The sequence below is a fragment of the Rhizobium sp. AN5 genome, assembly GCF_900215255.1.
GTDB classification, from domain to species: domain Bacteria; phylum Pseudomonadota; class Alphaproteobacteria; order Rhizobiales; family Rhizobiaceae; genus Agrobacterium; species Agrobacterium tumefaciens.
Window position 1 is genome coordinate 1 of the sequence record NZ_OCMJ01000002.1, and the last position, 16,963, is coordinate 16,963.

15 protein-coding genes and 2 pseudogenes are annotated in these 16,963 nt (G+C 58.8%); 5 read left to right on the forward strand and 12 right to left on the reverse strand.

The window, feature by feature from the left end:
- Together CRP02_RS00785 and CRP02_RS00790 are read right to left on the reverse strand one after the other, a co-directional pair.
- Window positions 1–368 (reverse strand): annotated as a pseudogene (locus tag CRP02_RS00785) (FUSC family protein); the annotation flags it as partial.
- Window positions 365–736 carry a hypothetical protein gene (locus tag CRP02_RS00790; RefSeq protein ID WP_097169909.1) on the reverse strand — a complete coding sequence of 124 codons (372 nt, stop codon included), beginning with the start codon at window positions 734–736 and terminating at the stop codon, window positions 365–367. The pseudogene CRP02_RS00785 and the gene CRP02_RS00790, both read right to left, overlap by 4 nt.
- A 71-nt stretch (window positions 737–807) precedes the next feature.
- On the opposite strand from CRP02_RS00790, the gene CRP02_RS00795 reads away from it, so the two are divergent.
- The gene (locus CRP02_RS00795) at window positions 808–1,614 is read left to right on the forward strand and encodes an AraC family transcriptional regulator (protein WP_051093860.1); all 807 of its coding nucleotides are present in this window, start codon (window positions 808–810) and stop codon (window positions 1,612–1,614) included.
- Between the two features lie 456 nt (window positions 1,615–2,070).
- Here the strand turns inward: CRP02_RS00795 and CRP02_RS00805 are convergent, their stop codons facing one another.
- The 9 genes from CRP02_RS00805 to CRP02_RS00845 all read right to left on the reverse strand — a co-directional run bounded on the left by CRP02_RS00805 (window position 2,071) and on the right by CRP02_RS00845 (window position 11,782).
- Window positions 2,071–2,832, reverse strand: a complete 762-nt coding sequence (locus CRP02_RS00805; RefSeq protein WP_097169910.1) for an SDR family NAD(P)-dependent oxidoreductase — start codon at window positions 2,830–2,832, stop codon at window positions 2,071–2,073.
- Window positions 2,833–2,835: 3 nt separating this feature from the next.
- Window positions 2,836–4,518 carry an SMP-30/gluconolactonase/LRE family protein gene (locus tag CRP02_RS00810; protein WP_097169911.1) on the reverse strand — a complete coding sequence of 561 codons (1,683 nt, stop codon included), beginning with the start codon at window positions 4,516–4,518 and terminating at the stop codon, window positions 2,836–2,838.
- Window positions 4,515–5,498: an NAD-dependent epimerase/dehydratase family protein gene (locus CRP02_RS00815; protein ID WP_097169912.1), complete on the reverse strand. Its 984-nt coding sequence runs from the start codon at window positions 5,496–5,498 to the stop codon at window positions 4,515–4,517. Before CRP02_RS00815 ends, CRP02_RS00810 begins: the two co-directional genes overlap by 4 nt.
- A complete protein-coding gene (locus CRP02_RS00820) occupies window positions 5,495–6,577 on the reverse strand; it encodes an ABC transporter ATP-binding protein (protein ID WP_097169913.1) in 1,083 nt (360 codons plus the stop codon). The genes CRP02_RS00815 and CRP02_RS00820 overlap by 4 nt, the downstream gene beginning before the upstream one ends.
- 2 nt (window positions 6,578–6,579) lie before the next feature.
- Window positions 6,580–7,410 carry a carbohydrate ABC transporter permease gene (locus CRP02_RS00825; protein ID WP_003492168.1) on the reverse strand — a complete coding sequence of 277 codons (831 nt, stop codon included), beginning with the start codon at window positions 7,408–7,410 and terminating at the stop codon, window positions 6,580–6,582.
- A 10-nt stretch (window positions 7,411–7,420) separates the two neighbouring features.
- Window positions 7,421–8,347: a carbohydrate ABC transporter permease gene (locus CRP02_RS00830; protein WP_097169914.1), complete on the reverse strand. Its 927-nt coding sequence runs from the start codon at window positions 8,345–8,347 to the stop codon at window positions 7,421–7,423.
- A gap of 67 nt (window positions 8,348–8,414) precedes the next feature.
- Window positions 8,415–9,686 carry an ABC transporter substrate-binding protein gene (locus CRP02_RS00835; RefSeq protein ID WP_097169915.1) on the reverse strand — a complete coding sequence of 424 codons (1,272 nt, stop codon included), beginning with the start codon at window positions 9,684–9,686 and terminating at the stop codon, window positions 8,415–8,417.
- 24 nt (window positions 9,687–9,710) lie between these two features.
- Window positions 9,711–10,877, reverse strand: coding sequence for a mandelate racemase/muconate lactonizing enzyme family protein (locus CRP02_RS00840; RefSeq protein WP_097169916.1), 1,167 nt, complete (start codon window positions 10,875–10,877; stop codon window positions 9,711–9,713).
- Window positions 10,874–11,782, reverse strand: a complete 909-nt coding sequence (locus CRP02_RS00845) for a dihydrodipicolinate synthase family protein (RefSeq protein ID WP_097169917.1) — start codon at window positions 11,780–11,782, stop codon at window positions 10,874–10,876. The genes CRP02_RS00840 and CRP02_RS00845 overlap by 4 nt, the downstream gene beginning before the upstream one ends.
- A 115-nt stretch (window positions 11,783–11,897) precedes the next feature.
- Between CRP02_RS00845 and CRP02_RS00850 the strand changes: the two genes are divergently transcribed.
- The 3 genes and pseudogenes from CRP02_RS00850 to CRP02_RS27760 form a co-directional block, all read left to right on the forward strand.
- Window positions 11,898–12,809 carry a 2-dehydro-3-deoxygalactonokinase gene (locus tag CRP02_RS00850; RefSeq protein ID WP_097170251.1) on the forward strand — a complete coding sequence of 304 codons (912 nt, stop codon included), beginning with the start codon at window positions 11,898–11,900 and terminating at the stop codon, window positions 12,807–12,809.
- A 66-nt stretch (window positions 12,810–12,875) separates the two neighbouring features.
- Entirely contained in the window at window positions 12,876–13,502 is a 627-nt protein-coding gene (locus CRP02_RS00855) for a GDSL-type esterase/lipase family protein (RefSeq protein ID WP_097169918.1), read from the forward strand.
- Window positions 13,503–13,683: 181 nt separating this feature from the next.
- Window positions 13,684–13,887: pseudogene (locus CRP02_RS27760) on the forward strand (IS630 family transposase); the annotation flags it as partial.
- A gap of 148 nt (window positions 13,888–14,035) precedes the next feature.
- Here the strand turns inward: CRP02_RS27760 and CRP02_RS00860 are convergent.
- Complete coding sequence (locus CRP02_RS00860) at window positions 14,036–14,455, reverse strand: DUF4112 domain-containing protein (protein WP_065703203.1); 420 nt, start codon at window positions 14,453–14,455, stop codon at window positions 14,036–14,038.
- 433 nt (window positions 14,456–14,888) lie between these two features.
- Between CRP02_RS00860 and CRP02_RS00865 the strand changes: the two genes are divergently transcribed.
- On the forward strand, window positions 14,889–16,793 hold the full coding sequence (locus CRP02_RS00865) for an AI-2E family transporter (protein ID WP_097170252.1): 1,905 nt from the start codon (window positions 14,889–14,891) through the stop codon (window positions 16,791–16,793).
- Window positions 16,794–16,963 lie beyond the last annotated feature (170 nt).

Here is a 16,963-nt window from a genome sequence, read left to right on the forward strand (position 1 = left end):
CAACGTGACTGACAATCGACGCGCAGATGATTGCGAGGCCGATCTCCTCGGTGCGGGAAACGACAATATCGAAGGTGTTTACCGGAGCGTTGACGAGCGGCAGTCCTGCAAGAAGCACGGTATAGCCCGCCAACAGGCAAATATAACTACGCGGTGTGCGATCTAGGAGACTGACGAAGGTACACCCGGAGACCCACAGGATGATCGCGCCGGACAGGGGATGAGCGACGATGTAGACGGTTACAACCGCCCAGGACGGCCGGTTGAGATCGAAGCAGATGGCTGCAAGATTATGCCGCCATGGCCGCAAGAATTGTTTTCAGCGAAAAGATAACGTTCCCGCTGGTGACAACTGGCCGGGAACTCACACCTCATCCCCCGGCAGTGTGGCCTTGCGCTCGATGCCTTTTTCATCGGTGGTAACATTGTCTGCGAGGCCGTAGGTCGCTGGCGACACGTAGAAAAAGAATGGTGCAGCGAGGCATGCGTGCAGATAGGCTTCGGCAGGGTCAGCGCGCACAACAGTCGACATGGCCGGAGGCTGGCGGGCAAGCAACGCTCGGGCTTCCGAAAAAAGAATGCCTGTAATCCTTTTCAGAACAACGGCACGATCCGGCCTTGTCCCCATCAGGGATGGGGGCAGGATGCAGAGCCTGCGAGGTCCTTTCGAGGTCAGACGAATTTCGGTCCGGACGATATCCGACCACCAGCGGTCGTTGTGTTTTTGAAGTGCCATGATCACCCTCCAGCTTCTTGCGGGATGACCCTATCGACAAACCGATCGGACGAATTTAGATATTCCCTCTAATGATCACTAAATACCCCCAGCCACCACTATCCCTGTCCGGTGCCCTCGCCGACCATGATGTCGAAAGCTCTTCATCGCGCGTTCGCGCTGTGAGGATCGACGTGTCTCAGAATGAACGCGAGGCTCCCGAACACCAGCACCGTAAGGGCCAGCTTGTCATGCCGCTGCTGGGAGGCGTGACTTGTCGCGTCCCAAGCGGCATGTGGATGGTTCCGCCTCATTGTGGCGTCTGGGTTCCAGGGGGCATGCTTCACAGCAATGTGGCCACCGCCAACGCACGTTTGTTTTTCCTGTTCATCGAGCCGGGGGCTGCCGATCTGCCGAACCGGTGCTGCACGCTTTCCCTGTCTCCGCTCGTCAGGGAACTGATCATCGAGATGGCCGACCAATCGGCTGCCGCGACTGCTGACTTAGAGCTCATGGAAACGCTGCTTCTGTCGGCATTGTCGCGGATGCCGGTCGAGCATCTTCACCTCCCGCTGACGGACGAGCCCCGGCTTGCACGCATTGCATCCGAGCTGGCAGACGATCCATCCAATCGCAGTACGATGGCGCAATGGGCAAAACGAGTGGCGATGAGTGAGAATTCGCTCGCCCGTCTCGTTCAAAGCGAAACGGGCCTTACCTTCGGCCGCTGGCGACAACAATTGCAGGTGATTGTCGCAATCCGAAGCCTTGCAGCGGGTGCAACGGTGCAGCAGGTTTCGGGGGATCTTGGATATCAATCCGTCTCTGCATTCATAACCATGTTCAAGAAAGCGCTTGGCACATCGCCTGCCCGATATCTGGGAAACTTCGACCGCTGAACGTTAGAAGGTACAGCGACACCTGAAAGGAAATCGGCCGGCTGGCGGAGCTTCCTCCAATGGACACTCTCCTACCGCAATGGTTTTTACGACCCGCCTCCCACGTGCCGCCATGCGCGCATTTCTCGATTACATGAGAAGCTATAACGGTCAAACGAAGGGCGCGCTAGAACGCCTCGACATTGTCGATCAGCTGATAGACCAGCGACTGGACCGCTGCGCTTCTTACCCACGCCACATGCGGCGTGAGGATGAAGTTCGGCAAATCAAGCAGACGCATGAGTGGATGATAGTATGCGGCAGCTCCGTGATGACAACGTCGAAGCCAGGCCCGCACAATCGCCACATTATCGGCGCTGGTTTTTCGAATGACGACCTCTCCAGACGATCACCGCAAAAGTTGCTGGGCCAACACCTGCGTTCGGGACATTTTGCATTTTTTCAATATCCACCCGCTCAATAACCTCCGGTGAGAAAAATCGTTTCGCCCGTCATGAAACTACATGCCTCCGACGCCAGAAAGACAGCTGCCCCCACCATCTCTTCCGGTCGCCCGGCCCGCCCCATCCAGTTCAATGAGCTTACATATTCATTCCAGCCATCCGGGTCGTCGACGCGGCGATGAGCGTTGCGGTCCGTATCGATGAGGCCGGGAGCGAGAGTATTGAGCAACACGTTGTCGCGGGCATAATCTCTAGCCTGACTTTGAATTAAATTGTGCTGTGCGGCCTTCGTCGCCGAATAGGCGGTAACGACGCTTTTGGGCCTTAGCTGATTGACTGATCCTATGGAGACGATCCTGCCCCATTTCCGAGCCGACATTCGCGGCAGTGCCGTCTGCAGCATGTCGACCGTCGAGCCCAGATTGACCGCCAGTTGAAACGCCAGATCACCTGGCGTCAGCGCCGATAGAGGGGCGTTGATCTGGGCACTGGCGTTGATAACAAGGATATCGAGTGGTGCGATGGCCTCTGCTCGCTCGATAAGATCCCGACCAGCCCCGACTTCGGAGAGATCGCCTGCCAGATGATCCGCCGTTCCCCCGTGCGTAACAATCCGCTCATGTACAGCCGCTGTGGCGCCCGGCTTGACGCCATGCAGGATGACATGGGCACCTGCCCCAGCCAGCCCTTCGGCAATCGCCGCTCCTATCCCACGGCTTGAACCGGTAACGAGCGCCACGCGGCCCTTCAGGCCAAAGATGTTTTCAAGGTTCATCCTTTATCCTTCGAACAATGAGACGTGCGCACCGGAAACTCCCGGGCGGCAGGAAAACAGTCCACCTGACAGAGGCGCGTCGGCGAGTGTCGAGGCCGGCAGGCGGGTGCGGGCGCTGGTGATGAACAGCGTCGACAGATCCGGGCCACCAAAGGCGATGCTGGTGGGACGGGGCACCGGCATCTCAATTACCTGGTCGAGCTTCCCGTTTGGAAGATAACGGCGCACGGACCAGCCATCCCAGATCGCACACCAGACCCCTCCTTCCGCGTCCACCGCAAGACCGTCCGGCCGGCCGTCAGCGACGGGAATGCGTGCGAATTCGCGGCATCCCGACAGCGTTCCGGTCGCGGGATCGCAATCATAGGCGTGGATGAGGCCAGGTACCGTGTCAACAAAGTAGAAGGTTTTCCCATCCGCGCTCCAGCCGAGGCCGTTGGAGACAATGATGCCGCCTTCCTTGCGTTCGAATGCGCCATCGGTGCTGATACGATAAAGCGCACCCGTGGGCTTGGAGGCGTCAATCCTCATCGATCCCACCCATATCGCGCCGTCAGGCCCGCATTTGGCATCATTCAAGCGGTTGTCGACGATGCCTGCCTCCGGGCTGACGAAGGGTGTGAGGCGACCTGATGCAAAATCCAGCCATTCGATCCCATCCTGAGACGCCACCAGCAGACGCTCACCGCGAACCGGAATGACCGCGCTGACCAACTTCCCGGTCTCGCAGGTTTCGTTCCGGCCACTTGCTGGATCAAACCGGTGGACAGCGGGATGAAGAATATCGACCCAGTAGAGCGTATTTTCGCCATCGTGCCACACTGGACTCTCGCCAAGCTGTGCGCCCCATGGCAAGACGCAACTCAGCTCGGCACTCGGACGGCCGGTGACAGACCGGGGTCTGGGCCTGGAACTAATGGCGACAGCCCCAGCCGCACCCGTGATACGGCGGGCGGCAGCAATCAATTCGCGCCCGGCTGGATGGATATTGGAGGAACTGAGCCGCGATGATGGGCCAAGCGCAACAAGCACGCCGATCGGCGTATTGTCGCGACCCATGACAGGCGCGGCTGCCGAATTTACACCTGGCAAGTGCTCCTCATACGAAATCGAATAGCCACGTGCCCGGGTCAACGTCAGGTCGGCCTGGAGCGCATCGAGCGTGGTGATGGTTTTCGGGGTCTGCACATCCAGCGTCAGACGGTCCAAGAGGGCACGGCCGACGGCGGGGTCCTGAAAGGCGAGCAGTGCCTTGCCGGGTGCTGTGCAATGCAGGGGGACGCGGCGCCCTACCTCGACGCGCACAGAAAGGCCATTCGGCGAACGTTCGGCCAGATATTGCGTCATCGTGCCGTCAAGCCGGCACAGCGCAACCGTTTCCCCCAGTTCGGCCGCCAGGCGCTCGAGTTCCGGGGTCGCCGCCGAGACAAGATCGAAACTCTCCCAGACCCTATGGGACATTTCCAGAAAACGCTGGCCCAGAACATAAGTGCCACGGGCCGCATCCTGACGGACGAGACCATAGGCGATAAGGGTGCGCAGGATGCGTGCAAAGGTCGGCTTCGGCAGGCCGGAGGCGCGCAACAACTCGGCAAAACGTAGCGGTTCCTGCGCGTCGGCAACCATATCGAGCAGGGTTAGCCCTTTGGCCAGCGCCGCCGTGCCGCCCGGGGTATCGGGCTTCATCGCCTCTGCTCCTTCGCGCGTCGCTCCAGCCTTGCGGCCGCGGCTTCGTCCAGCATCCGGTCCATCGTCCATTCTGCTTCAAACCCCAAAGTGTTTCTGATCCGCTCGTTGGACGTATGGTAATAAACGCCGTCGCCGGGAAAATCGACTGTCACGATGGGAAGGCCGGTCAGCGCCTCAATCTTCGGCAGAATCTCGGCGAAGTCGGCGGGTTCATCCGCGCCGAGATTGAAGGTGCCACCCGCCGCGTCGGGATGGTCGAGGGCAAGCAGAATGCCCGACACCATATCTCGTGTCTCGGTTATATGCATGCGGAACGGCCGGCCGTTTTCGTTGCGCGCCAGAATGTGCGCGGGTTCGCCGATATCGCGGGACTGGAGCAATTCGGCGATAGCAACGTTTCCGAAATTCTGCTGCTGGCGAATGCGCGGCCGTAAGAAAAACCGGGGACCGGAAAAGAAACTCTCTTCGTCCAGCAGTTCCGCCGCATCCTGCGTATGCGAAAACCGCAGGATCACCGTTTCCATGGTGCCGCTTCGCTGGTGAAAGCGCACCAGCTCTTCGCCCAAAAGCTTGGTCAGGCCATAGGGCGAATTGGGGCAAACCGGATGATCCTCGGTGACCGGCAGGAATTCCGGTCGGTTTTCCGGATAAACCTCGCCTGAGGAAGCGAACACGAAACGCCGCAGGCCAGATGCTGAAGCGGCATCCAGAAGCCGGCGCGTACCCTCGACATTGACAGCGAACATACGATCGCGATCCGCCGGAGCCCAGGACATGAAGGCTCCCAGATGCAGGACGGCGCTCACGCCCTTCATAGCTTCGGACAGTGCCTGCGCATCCTCCAGCGACCCAACGACTTCCTTGCCGCCAGTTCCCGATGGCCTGAGATCAAAACCGCGAACGCTGCGGCCCTGTGCGCGCAAGGCGGCGACAGCGGCACGACCGACACGGCCCGCCGATCCGGTGACGAGGATCATAGCCGTTCTCCGGTCTTTGCATCGAAGAGATAAAGCTTGGCCGGATCGAAACCGAGCCGGAGTCCCTCGTTGCCAGGAAGATTGCCGGTGTGCGAGACGCGCGCGATCAGACCCTTGGACTTGCCCTCCTCGCCATCGGCCACCCTTGCGCCTTCCGCGTCGAAATAGACGTATTTTTCCGATCCGAGGCTTTCCACCAGCGTCGGGTGAACATCGAAGGTGACCAGCGCATCGCCGAGAACGAGATGTTCCGGCCGCAGACCGACGATCACGCTGCCTTGGCGATCAGCCGCGCCCGGCACGGAAACATGTTGCCCAAACAGGGTAACAGTGCCGTCACGCAGTTGCGCATTGAGGAAGTTCATGCCCGGCGAGCCGATGAAACCGGCAACGAAAAGATTGGCCGGGTTGTTGAACAGTTCGTCTGGTGCGGCAATCTGCTGGATGATGCCGCCCTGCATGATCACGACCCGGTCCGCCATGGTCATGGCTTCGACCTGGTCATGCGTCACATAAACGGTAGTGACCCCGATGCGTTTGTGCAAAGCGCCGATTTCGGCACGCATATGGACACGCAGCTTGGCATCGAGGTTGGACAGCGGCTCGTCCATGAGGAAGGCTTGCGGCTGGCGCACGATCGCTCGTCCCAGAGCCACGCGCTGCCGCTGACCGCCTGACAGGTCCTTGGGCTTGCGATCCAGATAGGGCGTCACTTCCAGAATGCGCGCCGCATCGTCGACCCGGCGGTCAATCTCATGCCTGTCCGTGCCGCGCATCTTCAGCCCGAAGCCAATGTTCTGGCGAACCGTCAGATGCGGATAGAGCGCATAATTCTGAAACACCATGGCTATATCGCGGTCCCCGGGCGCCAGATCCGTGACTTCATTGTCGCCGATGAAGATCTGCCCTTCGCTTGCCGGTTCGAGACCGGCAAGGATTTTCAACATCGTCGACTTGCCGCAACCGGAAGGTCCGACCAGCACCACGAACTCGCCGTTCTCGATCTCAAGCGAAAAGGGCCTTAGCACGTTGAGCGCGCCATAGGACTTGCTGACGTTGCGAATGGAAATATTGGCCATGCTTATTTCTCCGCGCCAGCGGTCAAACCGCCGACCAAATAACGTTCAAGGAACAGATAGATTGCGATGATCGGCAGCGCGATGAACACCGATGCGGCGGAGATGTCGTTCCAATAGGTGACATATTCGCCCTGCATCGTGGTGATGCCGAGATTGGCGGTCCAGTTGTCCGGCGAGTTGACCAGAAAGGTGCGCGCATAGGCGTAATCGGCCCAGCTGAGCACAAAGGCGTAAAGCGCGGTGGCAGCAAGCCCCGGTGTTGCGATGGGAAGTACGACACGCACCATGGCGCCGATCGGCGAGCAGCCGTCGACCATTGCAGCCTGTTCCAGTTCCTTGGGGATCGTGTCGAAATAACCCTTCAGCATCCAGGTTGCGAAGGGAATGATCATGGTCGAATGTGCAAGCACAAGCGTCCATAGGCTGCCGATCAGACCGAAGCTCGAAAAGATCGAAAACAGTGGGATGACGAGTAGCGTGGCGGGCAACATCTTGGCTGTTAGAACGAACATTCCCATGGTAGCGCCGCCCCGCATCGAATAGCGAGACAGGGCGTAACCGGCGCTGACCGAAACCAGCATCGACAGTGCAACCGAGCCGACTGCGGCAAGCATCGAATTCCACAGCCACAGAAGGATCGGCTTTGCCGCCCAGACACGGGCAAAAATGTCCCATTGCGGATCGTCCGGCCAGAAAGTGGGTGGCAGGCGGTAGAGTTCGTCGGTGGTGGAAAGGGCGGTAACCAGCAGCCAGTAGACCGGGAACAGGATCATCACCAGCGTAAAGATCACCGTCGCGTAGAGGGCAAGGCTCTGTGCAAAGCTACGTTTCATCAAAGCCTCCTCAGTAGATTGATTTCGAGCGCCGGCCGAGCATAAGCAGGCTGGCAACGATGCAGATCACCAGCGTCAGCACGCCGACGGCGGCGGCGCGACCGAAGTTGTGATACTGGAAGGCCTGGTCATAGGTCATGATCGACAGCGTCTGGGTTGAACGCAGCGGGCCGCCGCCGGTCAGAACCTTGATGATGGAAAAGTCGCGGAACACCCAAAGCAGGGTCAGCACCAGCGTGACCCCGAGAACCGGCATCAGCAACGGCATGGTGATCCAGCGGAAACGCTGCCAGACACTGGCGCCATCCACCTTGGCGGCGGCGTAATAATCGGTGGGAATGGACTGCAGACCGGCCAGACACATGATCGACACGAAAGGAAAGCCCTTCCACACCATGGTGATGGCAACGGCCCAGAAGGCGGCCGTGGAACTGCTGACCCAGGGGATCATCTGGTCGGTGAAACCGAGCTTGATCGCCAGCCAGCCGAACAGGCCGAAGGAGGTGTCGAACATCCACGCAAAGATGACGACCGCGATGATTTCCGGCACCGCCCAGGGCAGCGCCATTCCCAGCCGCGCGATGGTGCGGCCCTTGAAGCGATTATTGGCCAGAAGCGCCGTGCTGAGGCCGACTGCGACGCTGCCGGCGGTTACGACGATAACCAGCTTCAGCGTCACCCAGCAGGCCAGCCAGAATTCCGGCGAGGAGAACAACCATGTATAATTGCTCAGCGAGAACGGCCGGCTGGCACCGCCAAGCCGTGGTATCTTGACCTGCTGGAACGACAGGTCGATGGCCAAAACGAGCGGCCAGACGATGATGGCGGCAACCATCAGGACTGCGGGCGCAATCAGAAAATAGCCGAGGAGATGTTGCCGGCTGGGGCGCGCAAGATCGAAGAACTTGCGACGCCCAGCCCGAACGGGTTCGGTCATGGATGGTCCTCCTGCCGGATGCGGATGATGGCCATGGCCCTTTCCGGGCCATGGCAAGACAACGGGATCAACCCTTGATGGCTTCGGCCTTTGCCTGCATGGTTTTCGCCACCGCCGCCGGATCGAGATCCTGAATGATCATCCGCTGGCTTTCTTCCATCACCATCTTGCTGAACTCGTTGTAGAAGAGCTCAAGTCCGGTCGGAATGCGGTCGATCCCCGCCTCGGACGCGGCCTTCATCGTCTCGATCAGCACCGGAAAATGCGGGATGGTCTGTTCGACACCCGAGACGTCGGCGGTCGGGCTTGGCGGGGTGTTGCCGCCAAGGGTGGCATAGCTGCGCTGGAATTCCGGTGACATCGTCAGCTTGATGAAATCCCAGACCAATGCCTTCTGGTCGTCGGGAATATCGGCCGGCATGGCGAGTACATTGGACGAACCGCCAAGAGGCGGATGAAGCGGCGGTGCGGCATAAACGATATCAGCCTTGGCCGAACCCTTTTCGGTCGTACCGTAAAGCCAGGGCCCATCAAGCCGCATGGCCATCTTGCCATCGGCAAACAGCTTGCGCACGTCGCTGGCGCTCATGTCGACCGGGCTGACCCCGCTCTTCATCACGGTTTTCCAGCGTGAAAGACCCTCCACCATCTGCGGCGTATCGATGGTGATATTGCCGTCCTTGTCGGTCCAGTAGGCGCCAGCGTCGAGGATGTAGTTCAGCATCTCCGTCAGATATTGACCCGGACCGCCTTTCGTTTCATGGCCTGTGCCGAACTGGTCGATAATGCCGTCGCCGTTCAGATCCTTGGTCGTCGCCTTCGCAGCGGCCAGAAACTCGTCATAGGTCTTCGGAACCGCGACGCCCGCTTCTTCGAGAAGCTTCTTGTTGTAGGCCATCACGAAACCGAAATAGTTGGTCATGATGCAGACGGTTTCGCCATTCCATTCGCATTTCTGCTGGCCGGCCCAGCCGGTCATGTCGATGCCGTCCTTCTTCAGCCACGGGTCGAGCGGCTCGAGCCAGCCGCTATCGGCAAACATTTGAAATTCGAACGACGCCAGATGCACGATCTGCGGCGGCTGGTTGGCCGCAAAAAGCGTCGTCATCGTGTCGGCATACGAGCTGCGCTCGGCCTTGGTGAATTCGATTTTCACGCCCGGATGCTGTTTTTCGAAGGCGGCAATGGCCAAATGCCACCATTCGCCTGTGCCGGCATCGTCCGTCTGCCAGGAAATGAATTTCAGAACGGTATCGGCCCTGGCCGGGGCAAGGCTGCCCATTGTCATCAAAACGGCGGTCGCGGTGCCGAGCGCCAATCGGCTTATTGTCTTGTTCATGGCTTCCTCCTCCAAAAAACCAGTTCAGATACGTTCAATCAGACCGAGTGCCGCCTCCGACGGCCTTACCCCAAGTCCGGGTCCGGACGGCAGGTTATACCTGCCCTCCCGGCAATCCATGTCGCCTTCCAGCAGGTGACGGTTCGGCTCGAAGATCGAATGCTGGAATTCGTGACCTTTGAGCGTTGGCAATGTCGACGACGCCTGGAGGCTGGCGGCAAGAAATATGCCGGCGCCAACGGTGGCGTGCGGGATGACATCGATGCCGTGCTCGGAAGCAAGAGCACCGATACGGATGAAATTGGTGATACCCTTATGGCCCATTTCCGGCTGCACGATCGCAATGCGGCAGCGCTCGACGCGGGCGCGCATATCCCAATGGGTGCGCCATTCCTCACCAACTGCAATCGGCACTTCGGTATTCTTCGAAACCTTCTCGAGACCGGCAATGTCCTCCGTCCAGACCGGAGCCTCGGCGAACCACGGGTCGAAGGGCTGCATTTCGGCAATCAGTTCCAGCGCCCGTTCCGGCGTCTGGTTCCAGTGCATGTCGGCGGCGATCTTCGCATCGGGTCCAAGCACCTTCCGGAGATTCGCCATTTCGGCCGCCGGGCCATCGTCTGCCACCGGCGTTGCGAACTTGAAGGCGTTGAAACCGCGGTCCTGCCAGTATTTCGCCAGTTCCCCGCGGGCCTTGAGCGTCTTTTCAGGCAGGCCTGAAACATAGGCCGGAAACGTATCCACGCCGCCGCCGAGCAGGTCGCGAACGGACTTGCCGGCTTCCTGTCCGGCAATATCCCATAGCGCAATATCGAGCGCGGCGAGCGCATCCACGTAGAAGCCACCGGTATAACCGCGCACCCGCATCATGTCGTAAAGGTCGTCATAGATCGCCGAAGGGTTCGAAGCATCGCGGCCGATCACGAAACCGGCGAGAAGATCGTTGATGAGAGCGGCGACCGCACCGGGGGCGACGATACCATAGGTCTCACCCCAACCAACAACACCGGCCTCGGTCGTCATGCGCACCAGCACGCTGCGGTCGAAGGTCGGGTAGACCGTGCGATTTCCCTTGCGTACGATATAGCCGTTGGGATTGACCACCTCACCTTCACGCAAGGCGCCGAGATAAGGCACTTTGCGCGGCTGCGTCAGGGTGAAGACTTCGACGCTTGCGATGGGGCTGTTCATGCGGCCTCCACGGCAACAAGGCCTAGTTCGACCAGATTGGCGTCGATATCGGCAATGGCCGCCGCATCAAGCTCGGGTGTCGGCGCACGCACACCGACGCCTTCGATCACGCCGCGGCGGGCCAGCACATATTTGGTCAGCCGCATGCGATAGACCGCCTGCAGCACCAAAAGAGGCAGGGTGCGGACATAAATCCGACGAGCCTCCTCCTGCCGCCCGGCAACAAGCGCCCGATCGATGGCAACATGTTCCTCGGCGATCTCCAGCGCCGGCATTGCCGCCGTAGCACCTCGGGCATATTCGTCGAGAATGTAACGCGCGCCGCCCCCGCCGATGACGCCCTTCAGTGTCGAAGGCGCATGGGCGACGATGTGGCTGATAGCCGGGCCGGCAGGAAGCGTCTCTTCCTTGACATAGGTCACCTGCGGCAACGCCCGCACGATCTCCACGATCGCCTGCGGCGAAAGGTCGGAGCCGCGCGGCGCAGGTGCATTCTGCAGAATGATTTCAACTTCGGGCAGCGCCTCGACGATCCTGCCGAGGAATTCGATCAGCGCCGGCGCATCCGTGCCGACCGACTTGGGCACCTGCACCATCAGGTAGCGGATGCCAAGCGCCGATGCCGCCCGCCCGTGCTCAACCACATCACGCCAGTCGGCCGCACTTGCCCCGGCCACGACCGGCACCCGCCCGGCCACCACATCGACGACAATTTTCAGCAACGCCGCACGCTCGGCGGCGTTCAAAGTCTCCACCTCGCTGGCGAAACCGGGAAACACGACACCATCGACGCCCTTGTCGAGCGCAAAGACCACCAGTCGCTTCATACCCGCTTCGTCAATGCCGCCATCAGCCAGAAACGGCGTAGGCAGAACAGGCAAAATCCCTTTAAGGCCAGCCACCATCTTTCTCCTCCCGATTAAGTATCATATTTTGATACCTTGAATTCACTAATTGACACTATATAGACTTGCGACCTATGACAAGCCCCAAGATGAAATGAACGAGGAGGTTCAAGACATGGCAGCACCGGCGACATCGATCATCGTTGATTGGGGAACGACATCATTGAGGGCGGCGCTCGTTGATGAAGGCGGCGAAGAACTCGATCATCTTGAAACCGCCGACGGTATTTCGAGCCTTGGCAAGGGTGAGCACGAGGCGGCGCTGATGGATGCACTCGCACCCTGGTTTTCACGCCATGGGGCCTTGCCCGTCGCCGCACTCGGCATGATCACCAGCCGAAATGGCTGGGTCGAGGTCGCTTATGTGCCATGCCCGGCAGGCCCGACGGAACTTGCCGCCGGCACGGTGCGCAGGTCGCTGCCGAACGGGTCCGATCTCGTCTTCCTGCCCGGTCTGACCGATCCCGCCCGCCAGCCCTTCCCGGACGTGATGCGTGGTGAAGAAACCCAGATCGTCGGCCACGGCCTAGGCGAAGACGCCACCCTCATCATCCCTGGAACACACAGCAAATGGGCGCGGGTGACGGCGGGAAGGATCGATGGCTTCCAGACATTCGTCACCGGTGAAATCTTCAACCTGCTTATCAATCACTCCTTCATCGCGCGCGGTTCCACGCAGCCGCCGGTCGATGATCAGGAGGCCTATCGCTGGGGTCTGACAGAGGCAAAACGATCCGCCGCCATGCTGTCGCTGCTGTTTTCGGCGCGAACCGGCGGGCTTGCGGGCCGGCTTTCGCCGGATCAGTTGCGATCCTATGTGCGAGGACTGGTCATCGGGCAGGAGTTTCGGCAAGCCCGCGAGGCCGGATGGTATGCGGAAGGAGACGAGGCAGCTATCGTCGGCAATGACGGGCTGAACGATCTCTATCTGGTTGCCGCCGATGTGTTCGGGCTCAAGACATCCATGGGTGCGGATGACGCCCTCACAAAAGGCGCTCTGACTGTCCTGCGGCAAGCGCTTTTATAACCCTTGCCGATCGCCGGTTGCCGAAATGGCGGCATCCGGCTTTCAAGACAATCTTTAGGACCAATCATGTACGACTTCCCAGCCAATATCGGCACCAGCCGTCACGAAAATGATATCATTGCCGTTCTGGCCCGCATTCAGCGCATCGGCCTTCCAGACAATCCGATCGCCTTTTATGGCTCATCCTCGTTTCGAATCTGGAGCTCCATCACCGAGGATCTCGGCTCGATGGATATCGTCAATCTGGGATTTGGCGGTGGCACTTACCTCTCTGCCAGCCACTACCTCGACCGGCTCCTGGCTCCCTTGAAGCCAGGTAGAGTGGTGCTTTATTTCGGCGAAAACGATATTGCCAGCGACGGCCTCAAGGCGCAGACGACGCTTGCGCACCTGCGGGATTTGCGCGATCGCATCTCTCGAGCGCTACCGCAGGCGGACGTCATTGTTCTGGCGATCAAGCCCAGTCCGGCGCGCTGGATATACCGACATGAATTCGATCTTTTCAACCAGACGGCGCGCGACTGGTGCAACGGCCGCGAACACACGACATGGCTTGATCCGAACGCCGGCCTCACTGGCGAAAATGGCCTGCCGATGTTCCGTTATTATTTACCCGATCTGGTTCACCTGAATGCGGCAGGCTACGCGGTCTGGTCGGAAGCACTTAGAAAAAAGTTAGGTCTGTTGAACTGAGACAAGGGGTATCTTTATCGTTAGCTCTTGAAAGGAGCCGAACTGTCCCCAGCAGTGTTTACACGCTGATTTCCATTGGATTTATAGATCACTTCCGTTGAACGCGGAATCGCGTTTAGGACTCGCTTACTGGCGGAATTCTGATTCCATCGCTCCGATTGGTGATTTGGTCGCGGGCAACATGGCCCGAGCTTTCAACGACGATCTGCGTAGCCGCGTTCTAGCTGCGTCACGGGATGGCATGTCGACGCGCTCAGCAGCGTCCAGATTTGGGATTGGTGTTTTGACTGCCATCGCGTGGATTGCGAGCGCGCAGGAAAGCCGGCTGACCCCGGCGAAACAGGGACGACTCCGTCCGCCGGGGCGGCCTCTATCCAGCACTGAAGGATCTTAGTTGAGCCTACCCGCCCTAAGGCGACAGCCAACAATGTGCACAGGCTGAAAGACGTGGTCTCGACCACCGACGAGGAAACGGTACACCTCGACTGCGATTCCAGAACCGCCGCCAGGATTTTTCGGGCCATCGTCGAGGCTTATTTGCGCTTCCGCCGCAACTCGTCGCCAGGGATGCCAAAGTGCTGGATGATCATATCGACATTACGGCGGTGCGATTTGAAATAAATATCAAACAGATCACCGAAGACAGGAACACTGCCCACAAGAGCATCCATGGCGATGTTGCCAACCATTCGCGCAAGCTTTTCCTGCGGCACACCAAGGCGGCGCGCTTCATTGACGATATAGAGGCCGACAATCGCGCCCGCACCATCACCAATCAGTGGCAGCAAACCCATGATGGAATCTGCACCAAAACGGATTCCCGTGCCAGGAATGCGGATCGCTGTGTCCATCATACGAGCGATGCCCGACAGCCGCCGCAGGCGGCGGAGCCGCTCAGCACTATCCACGAAGTCGTCCGATGTGCCGTGGGCGTTCCACGTTCTCGCTGTCATACAATCGTGCTCCATAAAAGAGATATGCCTCAGCCTAATATGAATGGGGATGTGGAGAGTTGCGTTCAAGAGCGTTGCGCAAGCTATCTGCATCCATTGAAACCGAACCAGTTACGCTCAATCGCCTCGATCCTGCCTATGTGACAGCACCAATCGCCCGGCATCGCTCAGGCCCTACACCCCTTTTTCGATTCCGATAGGCCACAGTAATTTTTAAGCAATATTCTCCCTTACATTGGCGCTACTACAGGACTGCTAGGTCGAGAGAAAGATGTAAGGCACGCCCTTGCATCTTTAACGTCTTTCGCGAGTTAAAGCTGATCTTCATAAAGCAGATGTGGACATGGCACATTTTTTTGAGTTCATCGGTGCATCTAAAGGCGGACTGCTGATGGACACTGGCGCTTTAACAACAAACGACATCGGAAAACTTATGGCCGTTTCTCATCAAGGTCCGCTGGCTAACACCAGGCTTTCTGGACGAACGATTCTCATTCTGATTGGCGTCGCGGTCATCCTGCACGTGGGTCAGGAAATCTTCGTGCCATTAGCCTTGGCTCTCCTCCTGACATTCACTCTGGCACCTATTGTCTCCTTTCTCCGAAAACACTCTGTGCCCAAGATTGCCGCCGTTATTTTGGCGGTCGCCTCAGCCTTCATGGCAATTGCGCTGTTCAGTTTCGTCGTCGCCACGCAGGTGACAAATCTTGCCGAAAACATCCCGACATATCAGCGCAATATCGTCACCAAGGTTCAGGCGCTCAGCCAAGCCGGATCAGGCAATGGTGTGCTCGAACATCTGAGCAAGGTTGTCGAGCGTGTCGGCGCCGAGTTGCAGACACGCGCCGTCGAAAGTCAGGACGAGCAGTCGACCGCACCAACCATGCGAGAGCCGATGCCCGTTGAAATCGTCACGCGATCCCATCCGGTCGAGACACTTGGCAATTTCATTCTTCCGCTTATCAGCCCGTTTGCAACGGCAGGTTTGGTCATCGTTCTTGTGATTTTCATGTTGATCGAGCGCGAGGACCTTCGCGACAGGTTCATCAGGCTGGTTGGACTTGGTGACCTCCATCGCACGACGGCAGCGCTGCAGGACGCTGGAAAACGGGTTGGGAAATACCTTCTGATGCAATTGGTGGTAAATGCCCTTTACGCCTTTCCCATCACCATTGGGCTTTGGGTGCTTGGCATTCCGAACGCGATTCTGTGGGGTCTGCTGACGCTGGTTCTGCGTTTCGTGCCCTATATTGGTCCCGTTATCGGAATGGTATTGCCGCTGTTCCTCGCCCTTGCAATCTCTCCCGGCTGGTCGTTGGTCGCGTGGGTCGCGGCACTTTTCATCATCACCGAACTGATCAGCAATAACGTCGTTGAACCTTGGCTCTATGGTAGCCACACCGGCTTGTCTCCGATGGCGATCATCGTCTCCGCAATCTTCTGGTCCTGGCTTTGGGGACCGCTGGGGTTAATGCTGTCGACACCTCTCACGGTGTGTCTGGTCGTTCTTGGCAGATATGTCCCCGAGTTCAGTTTTCTGGATGTTCTGCTCGGAAATGACCCAGTCCTCCAACCGCAGGAAAAGCTTTACCAGCGGCTGCTCTCCGGCGACCCCAACGAAGCGACTGACAACGCCGAAGAGTTTCTCGAAGAGGAATATCTCATCGACTACTACGAAAAAGTTGGTCTTCCTGCCTTGATCCTGGGCGAAGCGGACCGCCAGCGCGGCGTGATGACAGAGGCTCAGATCGCGCTTCTTGCCTCCAGCGCCCATGCCCTCATTGAAAATCTTGCAGAGATTGCGAGCGAAGAGGAAAACGAGGGACTGTCGGAAGACGAACAGACTTCAGCGCCAGAGACCAAAGAGACAATCGCGCTGCCGGACGGTAACGGCAGATCCATTCTATCCCTGGGAGGCAGAGGGGCCATGGACGATGCAGCGTCTGCGATGTTATCGCAAGTTCTCCTGGTTCAGTGTGCGCAGATCAGACAAGCAGACTATACGGTGATTGAAGGACGAGATCTAAAGGCTCTGGTGGCTGACGATATCGACACCGTTGTCGTTACGTTTCTCAATGAGAACTCGAAATCGCACGCACGACAGATCGTGCGTCGTTTGAAGCGTGTAAGACCTTCTCTTCGTGTCGGCATATTGTTGCCGATGGGAGAAGGCGGGCGCGAAGCGCCAATCGACCCACAAGACATAAGCGCCGACTTCGTTGCCGCTTCGCTCACGCAGGCCGTCGTGTCAGCCCTGAGCGACACAGGCCCTGTGGCCTTGAAAAGCCCCGTGAGAAAAGTGGCGCGCCAGCGCCGAGTGCCGCCGGTGGCTGCCTGAACGCAGCCACGAGAAGTCTGTCGATGTTACCAAGGGGCACGCATCTCGTCTGATAACGCATAGGACCACCCGGAAGCTTCAGCCCCTGGACTTGCGCACGCTCATCACCGCACAAACCTGCATTCTGGAAAAAAGCACGATGCATCGATACGAAGATTGAAAACGTTCTG

Bases quoted from the DNA above. Each gene is read 5' to 3' on its own strand.
- CRP02_RS00790 (WP_097169909.1), bottom strand. From the start codon at position 736: ATGGCACTTCAAAAACACAACGACCGCTGGTGGTCGGATATCGTCCGG.
- CRP02_RS00795 (WP_051093860.1), top strand. From the start codon at position 808: ATGATCACTAAATACCCCCAGCCACCACTATCCCTGTCCGGTGCCCTC.
- CRP02_RS00805 (WP_097169910.1), bottom strand. From the start codon at position 2,832: ATGAACCTTGAAAACATCTTTGGCCTGAAGGGCCGCGTGGCGCTCGTT.
- CRP02_RS00810 (WP_097169911.1), bottom strand. From the start codon at position 4,518: ATGAAGCCCGATACCCCGGGCGGCACGGCGGCGCTGGCCAAAGGGCTA.
- CRP02_RS00815 (WP_097169912.1), bottom strand. From the start codon at position 5,498: ATGATCCTCGTCACCGGATCGGCGGGCCGTGTCGGTCGTGCCGCTGTC.
- CRP02_RS00820 (WP_097169913.1), bottom strand. From the start codon at position 6,577: ATGGCCAATATTTCCATTCGCAACGTCAGCAAGTCCTATGGCGCGCTC.
- CRP02_RS00825 (WP_003492168.1), bottom strand. From the start codon at position 7,410: ATGAAACGTAGCTTTGCACAGAGCCTTGCCCTCTACGCGACGGTGATC.
- CRP02_RS00830 (WP_097169914.1), bottom strand. From the start codon at position 8,347: ATGACCGAACCCGTTCGGGCTGGGCGTCGCAAGTTCTTCGATCTTGCG.
- CRP02_RS00835 (WP_097169915.1), bottom strand. From the start codon at position 9,686: ATGAACAAGACAATAAGCCGATTGGCGCTCGGCACCGCGACCGCCGTT.
- CRP02_RS00840 (WP_097169916.1), bottom strand. From the start codon at position 10,877: ATGAACAGCCCCATCGCAAGCGTCGAAGTCTTCACCCTGACGCAGCCG.
- CRP02_RS00845 (WP_097169917.1), bottom strand. From the start codon at position 11,782: ATGGTGGCTGGCCTTAAAGGGATTTTGCCTGTTCTGCCTACGCCGTTT.
- CRP02_RS00850 (WP_097170251.1), top strand. From the start codon at position 11,898: ATGGCAGCACCGGCGACATCGATCATCGTTGATTGGGGAACGACATCA.
- CRP02_RS00855 (WP_097169918.1), top strand. From the start codon at position 12,876: ATGTACGACTTCCCAGCCAATATCGGCACCAGCCGTCACGAAAATGAT.
- CRP02_RS00860 (WP_065703203.1), bottom strand. From the start codon at position 14,455: ATGACAGCGAGAACGTGGAACGCCCACGGCACATCGGACGACTTCGTG.
- CRP02_RS00865 (WP_097170252.1), top strand. From the start codon at position 14,889: ATGGCCGTTTCTCATCAAGGTCCGCTGGCTAACACCAGGCTTTCTGGA.